Raw genomic sequence first — 7799 nt, forward strand, 5'->3', positions numbered from 1 at the left:
GTCGCCACCGGTGGAGGTGGCGAGCACGGTGGGCGCGGGGGATGCGCTGGTGGCGGGCGTGCTGGCGGCGCGGCTGGATGGGAATGACCTGGAGACGTGCGCCCGGAGGGGCACGGCCTTCGCGGCGGGGAAGCTCGCGCGGGTGGGCCCGGTGCCGCCGACACCGGAGCGCGTGGCGGCATTGGTGGGCGCGGTGCGGTTGCATCCGCTGGGCAACGCCTGAGACGACGGGCACGACAAGGACACGACGACGATGGCGAAACTGGTGGCGGTCACCGCCTGTCCCACGGGCATCGCGCATACCTTCATGGCCGCCGAGGCGCTGCGCCGCGTGGCGGACCTCAAGGGGCACGACCTGACGGTGGAGACGCAGGGCGGTGAGGGCGTGCGCACGCCGCTCGAGGAGCAGGCGGTGGCGCAGGCGGACGCGGTCATCCTCGCAACGGACATCACCGTGGACGAGTCGCGCTTCCACGGCAAGCCGCTCGTCCGCACCTCCACGGCGGTGGCCATCCGCGACACCGAGCGCATCATCGACGAGGCCGTGGCGCGCGCCACGCTGCACCGCACGGCGGCCGCCACCGAAGCCGGGGCGGCCACGTCGCAGGACGCGCTCCGCGCGGGCACGGAGCCACACCACGGAGAGGCCCCGCTGCCCCTCGCGGGAGCACCGCGCCAGGGTGAGCAGGCTCCGGGCACCGGGCCGGCACGCACCCCACCGCCCCTCGCGGGGGCACCGCGCCAGGGTGAACAGGCTCCGGGCACCGGGCCGGCACGCACCCCACCGCCCCTCGCGGGAGCGCCGCGCCAGGGTGAGCAGGCTCCGAGCGCCGCCTCTGGCTCAGCCCGTGCCTCGGCGGGAGCACCGCGCCAGGGTGAGCAGGATCCGGGCGCTTCCACCGCCTCCTCCCGCGCCTCGACCCTCGCAGGAGCACCGCGCCAGTCCGAGCCCTCACGGACGCCCGCGTCCACGCCAGGAGCCTCACGCCGGGCAGACACGTCCACGGGGGTCTCCTTCCCACGGCCCCACGGGCTGTTGACCGACTCCTCGCCCCCGACCCGCTCGGATGCGCCGCGCCGCGCCGAACCTGGCGCGGAGCCCCTGCGCACGCCTCCCTCCTCCACGCCCGCCGGAACGCTGGTCGCCGTGACCGCCTGTCCCACGGGCATCGCGCACACCTTCATGGCGGCGGAGGCCCTCACGCGCGCGGCCCGGGCGAAGGGCTATGCCATCCGCGTGGAGACGCAGGGCTCCGTGGGCGCGAAGAACACGCTGACCCCGGAGGAGATCGCGCAGGCGGACGCGGTCATCATCGGCGCGGACACGCACGTCTCCACGGAGCGCTTCGCCGGCAAGCGCCTGCTCCAGACCTCCGTGGGTGAAGCGCTGAAGCAGGCGGACCGCGTGGTGGAACAGGCGCTCGCGCTCCCCGAGCCCGCGGACACCGCCCGTCCCGCTTCCGCGCTCCCCACCGGCGCGGGCGTGAAGGCCGAGCCCGCGGGCGCCTACAAGCACCTGCTCACGGGCGTGTCGTTCATGCTGCCCTTCGTGGTCGCGGGCGGGCTGCTGCTGGCGTTGTCGTTCGTCTTCGGCATCGACGCGTACAAGCAGCCCGGCACGCTGCCCGCGGCGCTGAAGGGCATTGGTGACGCGGCGTTCGCGCTGATGGTGCCCGCGTTGGCGGGCTACCTGGCGTACTCCATCGCGGACCGGCCGGGGCTGGCGCCGGGCTTCATCGGGGGCATGCTGGCGCAGCAGCTCAACGCGGGCTTCCTCGGTGGCATCGCGGCGGGCTTCCTCGCGGGCTTCGTGGCGCGCACGCTGCGCGACCGGATCCGGCTGCCCGCGAACCTGGAGGGCCTGAAGCCGGTGCTCGTCATCCCCCTGCTCTCCGCGCTCATCGTCGGCCTGTTGATGACGTATGTGATTGGAGCACCCGTGGCCGCGTTGATGGGCGCCCTGACGCGCTTCCTCACCGGCATGTCCGGAGCGAACGCGGTGCTGCTGGGGCTGCTGCTGGGCGCGATGGTGGCGTTCGACACGGGAGGTCCCATCAACAAGGCGGCCTATGCCTTCGCGGTGGGGCTCCTGGGCTCCAGCACCTTCACGCCGATGGCGGCGGTGATGGTGGCGGGCATGACGCCGCCGCTGGGCCTGGCGCTGGCGACGGTGGTGGCGAAGAGCCGCTTCACGCTCCAGGAGCGCGAGGCGGGCAAGGCGGCGGCGGTGCTGGGACTCGCGTTCATCACCGAGGGCGCCATCCCCTACGCGGCCCGGGACCCGCTGCGAGTCATCCCCTCCATCGTCTTCGGCTCGGCCATCGCGGGTGCGGTGTCCATGGGCTTCGGCTGCGCGCTGAGGGCACCGCACGGAGGCGTCTTCGTGCTCGCCATCCCCAACGCCGTGGCGCCGCTGGGGCCCTACGTCCTGGCGCTCGTCGCGGGCACGCTGGCCACGACGCTCGCGCTCGTGGTGCTCAAGCGGCCCCTGCCCACGACGCCCTGATCAAGGGTCTGGGCGCAGCACCGCGCCGCGAAGCCCACGACCCTATCCGCGTGGCAGGTGCACCCGGAAGGTGGTGCCAGCCTCCGCCGTGGACACCACATCCACGTGGCCTCCGTGCGCGCGGGCAATCTGGTTCACGATGAACAACCCCAGCCCCACGCTGCGGCGCTCGCTGCCCTCCGTGGTGCCCCGGGTCATCGGCTCGAAGAGGGACGGCATCTGGGACTCCGGGATGACCGCCCCCGCGTTCGTCACGCTCAGCACCACCTCCCGTGCCTCACCGCGCGCCTCCACGAGGATGTGCGACTGCGCCGGGCTGTACTGCACGGCGTTGGTGATGAGGTTGGTGAGCACCTGCGCGATGCGGTCCGGGTCCCACGCCCCCCGCGCATCCCCGTCACACACCAGGTCCAGCGTGCGGCCCTGCGCGGTGAGCTGCACCTCGTCCACCACCTGCTGCGTGAGTTCGTGCAGGTCCACGGGCTTCGGATTCACCGGCAACACCATGCCCGTGCGCACGTGGGTGAAGTCCAGCAGGTCCAGGATGAGCCGGTTCGCCCGGTCGGAGGAATCCAGGATGCGCCGCAGGCCCCGCCGCGCCCGGTCGTCCAGGTCCGTGCGCCGCATCAGCGTCGCGGCCGCCAGCGAGATGGCGTTGAGCGGGTTGCGCAGGTCGTGGCTCACGATGCCCATCAACTGCTCGCGCAGGAGCGACGCCTCGCGGGCGCCCAGCAACTGCGAGTCGCGCTCGCTCAGCGTCTCCTGCTGCTCCAGCTGGTGGCCCACCAGGTCGCCCAGGTGTCGGAAGACCTCCAGCTTGTCCTCGCTGACGGATGCGGGGTTCGCGTCCAGCGCGCACATCACCCCGAAGAACTCCCCGGTGCGCCGGTACAGCGGCACCGCGACGTAGCTCTCGATGCCGTACATCTTCGGCGCGGGGTGGTCCTTGAAGCGGGGATCCTCACTCGCGTGGTTGACGAGCAGCGGCCCCGCCAGGTTGCGCACCGTGTTGCAGAACGTCGTGGCGACCACCAGCGTGTCCCCGACGCGCAGCCCGAAGTTCATCTCGTCCAGCACCGCGCAGCACGTCCACGACTCCGGCGTCACGCGAGCCACCACCGCCAGCCGCAGGCCCGTCGTCTGTGTCAGCACCCGCAGCACCGACTTCACCGCGTCGATGCGGCCCACGGCCTCGACATCGGCCTCGACGCCGGATGCGACCTTGTCCGCGGGGCGGATGTGGGGGTTGGCAGGGGGGGAGATGACCATGGAGTCCTCACGACAGCACGACAGGGACGCCTGAGCCGTACCTTTGGATTTCCACCGCACGGCGAAGCACGCTCGGCAGGCCGCTCCAGCTAGCCGCCGGCCGAGCGCCCCTCCAGCTGCTCGATGGCCGCGCGAATCGCCTGGGGCACCGGCACCTTCTCGTGCGTCGCGTAGCGCAGCGTCACCACGATGGAGCCGCCCCGCGTGTAGACGACCCCATCGTCCGCGCCCGCGACGACGTGCTCGAAGGTGATGGAGGACGTGCCCACGCGCGTGACGCGCGCACCGACCACCAGGTTCGCCGGGAACACCACGGGCCGCACGTAGTCCGCGTGCGTGTTGGCCAGGATGGGGCCAATGCCCCCTCCCACCGTCTTGTCCGCGCCCGCGGCGGACGGTCCCACCAGCCCCACGCGCACCATGTACGCGATGCGCGCGGACTCGAACCAGGTGAAGCTCCGGACGTTGTTCACGTGCCCGTAGGCGTCCATATCGCCCCAGTGCACCGGGAAGGTCACGACGACGGGAAAGTCCTTCAGGGGGGTGTCTGACATGGCCCCATGTTCGCAAAGCACCGTCCCAGCAGGGAACGGAAACCATGCCTGTCTGCCCTCCAGGAGTCCGTGGCGGACATGCTAAGCCAGAGGTGCATGGCTCTCCGGTCCGCCCTGGCACCGCCTCCTTCCCTGCCGTCCTCTTCCGTCCTCCCGGGTGTCCCCGATGGCGGGTGAGCCCACGAAGCCCTCCGGGGCCCTCCGCGACGACACGCCCGCGCCCTGGGATGAGCCGGGGCCCCTGCCCTCACCGCCGCACCTCGTGCGCGAGCGGGGCAGCGCCACCGCCACCAAGCCCCAGAAGCACGCGGACATGGTGCGCTGGCTGCATCCCACCCAGGTGCTGCGCACGGGCCTGGACGCGGTGGTGGCGACGGTGTTCGGCGCGCGCGCGGACCACCGGCTCATCGAAGCGGTGGTGCGGCCGCAGGCGCCCTACTTCGACTACTCCGAGGAGTCCGGTGCGGACGGCGACCTGTGGGTCGACTACGTCTCCGACATCGGCGACGGCTGGGACTCCACCTACGCGGTGGCGCGCCTGCTGGCGCTGCCGGAGCTGAAGCTCCCGGAGGAGGACGGCAAGACGGTCCACATCACGCCGCGCGGCCGGGTGCTGGTGTTCGGTGGCGACGAGGTCTACCCGGGCGCCAGCCGGGAGACCTACGAGGAGCGCACGGTGCAGCCCTACGAGGCCGCCATGCGCCGCTCGCAGGCACCCCACCCGGACCTGTTCGTCATCCCCGGCAACCACGACTGGTACGACGGGCTGTCCGCCTTCATGCGGCTGTTCTGCGCGCAGCGCTGGGTGGCGGGCCGGAGGACGCGGCAGAGCCGCAGCTACTTCGCGCTGAAGCTGCCGCACAACTGGTGGCTCATCGGCACGGACGTGCAGCTCAACAGCGACATCGACGTGCCCCAGGTGGAGTACTTCCGCAACGTCGCCGAACAGATGGGCCCCACCGACCGCGTCATCCTCTGCAACGCGGAGCCGGCCTGGATCCTCGCGGCGGCCTCGCGGCGCAACAAGGGCAGCTACCTGGAGAACAACCTGGAGTACCTGGAGGAGAAGGTGCTCGGGCGGCGCATCTGCGTGTTCCTCGCGGGCGACCTGCACCACTACCGCCGGCACGAGGACGACACCGGCCAGCACCGCATCACCGCGGGGGGCGGCGGCGCCTTCATGCACCCCACGCACGCGCCCGCGGCGCCCGTGCTGCGCGACGGCTCCACGCTGCGCAAGAGCTTCCCGGACGAGGCCACCTCCAAGAAGCTCGCGCGCAAGAACCTGTGGCTCATCCGCTACAGCCCGCTGTTCGGCCTCATCACCGGCCTGTGGTACCTGCTGCTCGCGCTCGCGGCCTACGCGGAGGTGGGTTCGCTGGGCCTGTCGCGCCTGTCGGAGGTGCTGACGGCGGTGGCCAACAGCATGGTCAACCGGCCGTGGACGCTCATCCTCGGGCTGGTGACGGTGGGCGGGCTCACCGGGCTCGCGGACGCGGCGCTCGGGAGGTGGCGCGCGCTGCTGGGCGGGCTGCACGGCATCGCGCACATCGTGGCGGCGTTCTTCGTCGCCTGGGGAGGCACGTACCTCACGGTGACCAGGCTGGGCATCTGCCCGGTGCTGACGCCGGACGGCACGCACTGCGCGGACGGATGGATGCACCTGGCCGGCAAGTTCTTCTTCTCCTGTGGCCTCACGTTCGTGGGCGGCTTCCTCGTGGGCCCCTTCATCACCGGCGTGTACCTCTGGCTGTGCGTGAACTTCTTCGGCGCGCACTCCAATGAAGCCTTCGGGTCGCTCGCGCTGCCGGACTGGAAGAACTTCCTGCGCCTGCGCATCGGGAAGGACGGCGTGCTGACCATCTACCCGGTGGGCCTGGAGCGCGTGCCGCGCAAGTGGAAGCCCACCGGCGCGGGGCCCCTGGCGCCCGCGTTCGACCCGGACGACCCGAAGGCCACCGAGCCGTTCCTCATCGAGCCGCCCATCCGCATCTGAGCCGTCACGTCACGGGGCGCGGAGGCAGGGCCCCGAGCGCGGGGGCCTCCTCCGCGCTCGCCTCCGCCGCCCGCGCCGCGTCCTCCAGCAGCGGCGCGATGCCGGGCTGCTTGCGGTTGAGCGTCACGTAGTCCTGGAGCGCGGCGTCCAGGCCCACGTCGCGCTTCGCGCGCTCGGACAGGAACCACTTGTGCTCCAGCACCTGGCAGTAGAGCTCCGCGGTGTCCGCCGCGCGGCCCAGGTCCTTCTGCAGCTGGGACAGCGCGGGGTGGAAGCGCTCGTCCATCCAGCGGAACGCGGCCACGCTCAGGGGCACGCTGCGGTCCAGCTTGCGCGTCAGCGTGGCCTTCATCTCCTGCATCTCGTTGAGCAGCAGGCTCGCCTGACGCTCCTCCGCGACGATGCCGGTGAGCGTGTGGAGCTGGTGCCGGTGGTACTCGCGGTCCGTCACGATGGTGCGCATGCGCAGCTGGCTGCCCTGCCCGCTCGCGAGCAGCTCCACCTCGCCCACGGAGAAGCCCAGGTCGTTGAGCGTGCGGATCCGCTCATGGATGCGGTAGCTCTCGTGCGGCTGGAGGATGAGCTCGCGGTTGATCTCCGCCCACAGTCGCTCGTAGCGCTGGCGGATGCTATTGGCCGTCTCCTGCCAGGCTTCCAGCTCTGTGGGCAGCTCCTCCGGCAGCTCCACGCGCGCGGCCAGGTCCGCGAGCCCGCCCGCGACGTTCTCCTCCATGATCTGCAGGTCCATCTCCCGCTGGCCGGGGGAGAGCTGCTCGTGCAGTTCGGACGTCTCCGCGTCCACCGCGTACGCCTGCAGCTCGCCCGCGTCGCGGCGGAAGAGGACGTTGGACAGGGAGCAGTCGCCCCAGAAGAAGCCGCCCAGGTGCAGCCGCACCAGCAGGCCCGCCATCGCGTCCAGGAGCCGCGAGCGGTAGCGCTCCAGCCCCTGGTGCATGAACAGCGCGCGGTACGGCAGCGACGAGGCGAGGTACTGGGTGATGAGCATCGCGGGCCGGTCATCCGGCGCGGACTCGTGACCGGCCTCCGTCTGGACCGCCAGCCCCACGGGGACCACCGACGGCAGCCGCCGCTCCTCCAGGCCGCGCAAGAGGTCGTACTCGCGCTGGGCCACGCGCGCGGGCGTCTCCTTGAAGGCGTAGATGGTGGCGCCGTAGCTGAGGAACACCACCACGTGCCGGGACAGGCCGCGCGGCACCTCCACCACGCGGGGTGAGCGCTCCGACCACGCCTCCAGCGGCAGCTCCCACGGCAGGTCGAGGAAGTCCGGGTGTCCCTGGCGGATGTGCAGGGAGTGGAGGCGGCGCACGGGGTGGGACATGGCGGCCCCAAGCCTACTGTCCGGGTGGGCGCGCGGCACGCGACGCGGGCGCTGGCCGCCGTGGAACGTTCGCTGCTAGAGCTAGAGGCCATGCGTCCCCTCCGCGGCCTCTCCCTGTTCAGCGCGGCCCTGCTG

6 protein-coding genes are annotated in these 7799 nt (G+C 71.9%); 3 read left to right on the forward strand and 3 right to left on the reverse strand.

Annotation, left to right across the window (positions count from 1 at the left end):
* Together D7V93_RS32255 and D7V93_RS32260 are read left to right on the forward strand one after the other, a co-directional pair.
* The coding region (locus D7V93_RS32255) for a PfkB family carbohydrate kinase (RefSeq protein ID WP_244237649.1) at window positions 1-223 on the forward strand (223 nt) is incomplete at its 5' end.
* 30 nt (window positions 224-253) lie between these two features.
* Complete coding sequence (locus D7V93_RS32260) at window positions 254-2506, forward strand: PTS fructose-like transporter subunit IIB (protein WP_120647035.1); 2253 nt, start codon at window positions 254-256, stop codon at window positions 2504-2506.
* A 42-nt stretch (window positions 2507-2548) separates the two neighbouring features.
* Here the strand turns inward: D7V93_RS32260 and D7V93_RS32265 are convergent, their stop codons facing one another.
* Both D7V93_RS32265 and D7V93_RS32270 read right to left on the reverse strand, forming a co-directional pair.
* Window positions 2549-3775: a GAF domain-containing sensor histidine kinase gene (locus tag D7V93_RS32265; protein ID WP_120647036.1), complete on the reverse strand. Its 1227-nt coding sequence runs from the start codon at window positions 3773-3775 to the stop codon at window positions 2549-2551.
* Window positions 3776-3864: 89 nt separating this feature from the next.
* Window positions 3865-4329: an acyl-CoA thioesterase gene (locus tag D7V93_RS32270; RefSeq protein ID WP_120647037.1), complete on the reverse strand. Its 465-nt coding sequence runs from the start codon at window positions 4327-4329 to the stop codon at window positions 3865-3867.
* Window positions 4330-4495: 166 nt separating this feature from the next.
* Between D7V93_RS32270 and D7V93_RS32275 the strand changes: the two genes are divergently transcribed.
* Entirely contained in the window at window positions 4496-6325 is a 1830-nt protein-coding gene (locus D7V93_RS32275) for a metallophosphoesterase (protein ID WP_120647038.1), read from the forward strand.
* 4 nt (window positions 6326-6329) lie between these two features.
* Here D7V93_RS32275 and D7V93_RS32280 read toward each other — a convergent pair whose 3' ends face one another.
* Window positions 6330-7664, reverse strand: a complete 1335-nt coding sequence (locus D7V93_RS32280) for a DUF4032 domain-containing protein (protein WP_120647039.1) — start codon at window positions 7662-7664, stop codon at window positions 6330-6332.
* Between the last annotated feature and the right edge of the window lie 135 nt (window positions 7665-7799).

Origin of the sequence: Corallococcus llansteffanensis (assembly GCF_003612055.1) — a bacterium.
Classification (GTDB): domain Bacteria; phylum Myxococcota; class Myxococcia; order Myxococcales; family Myxococcaceae; genus Corallococcus; species Corallococcus llansteffanensis.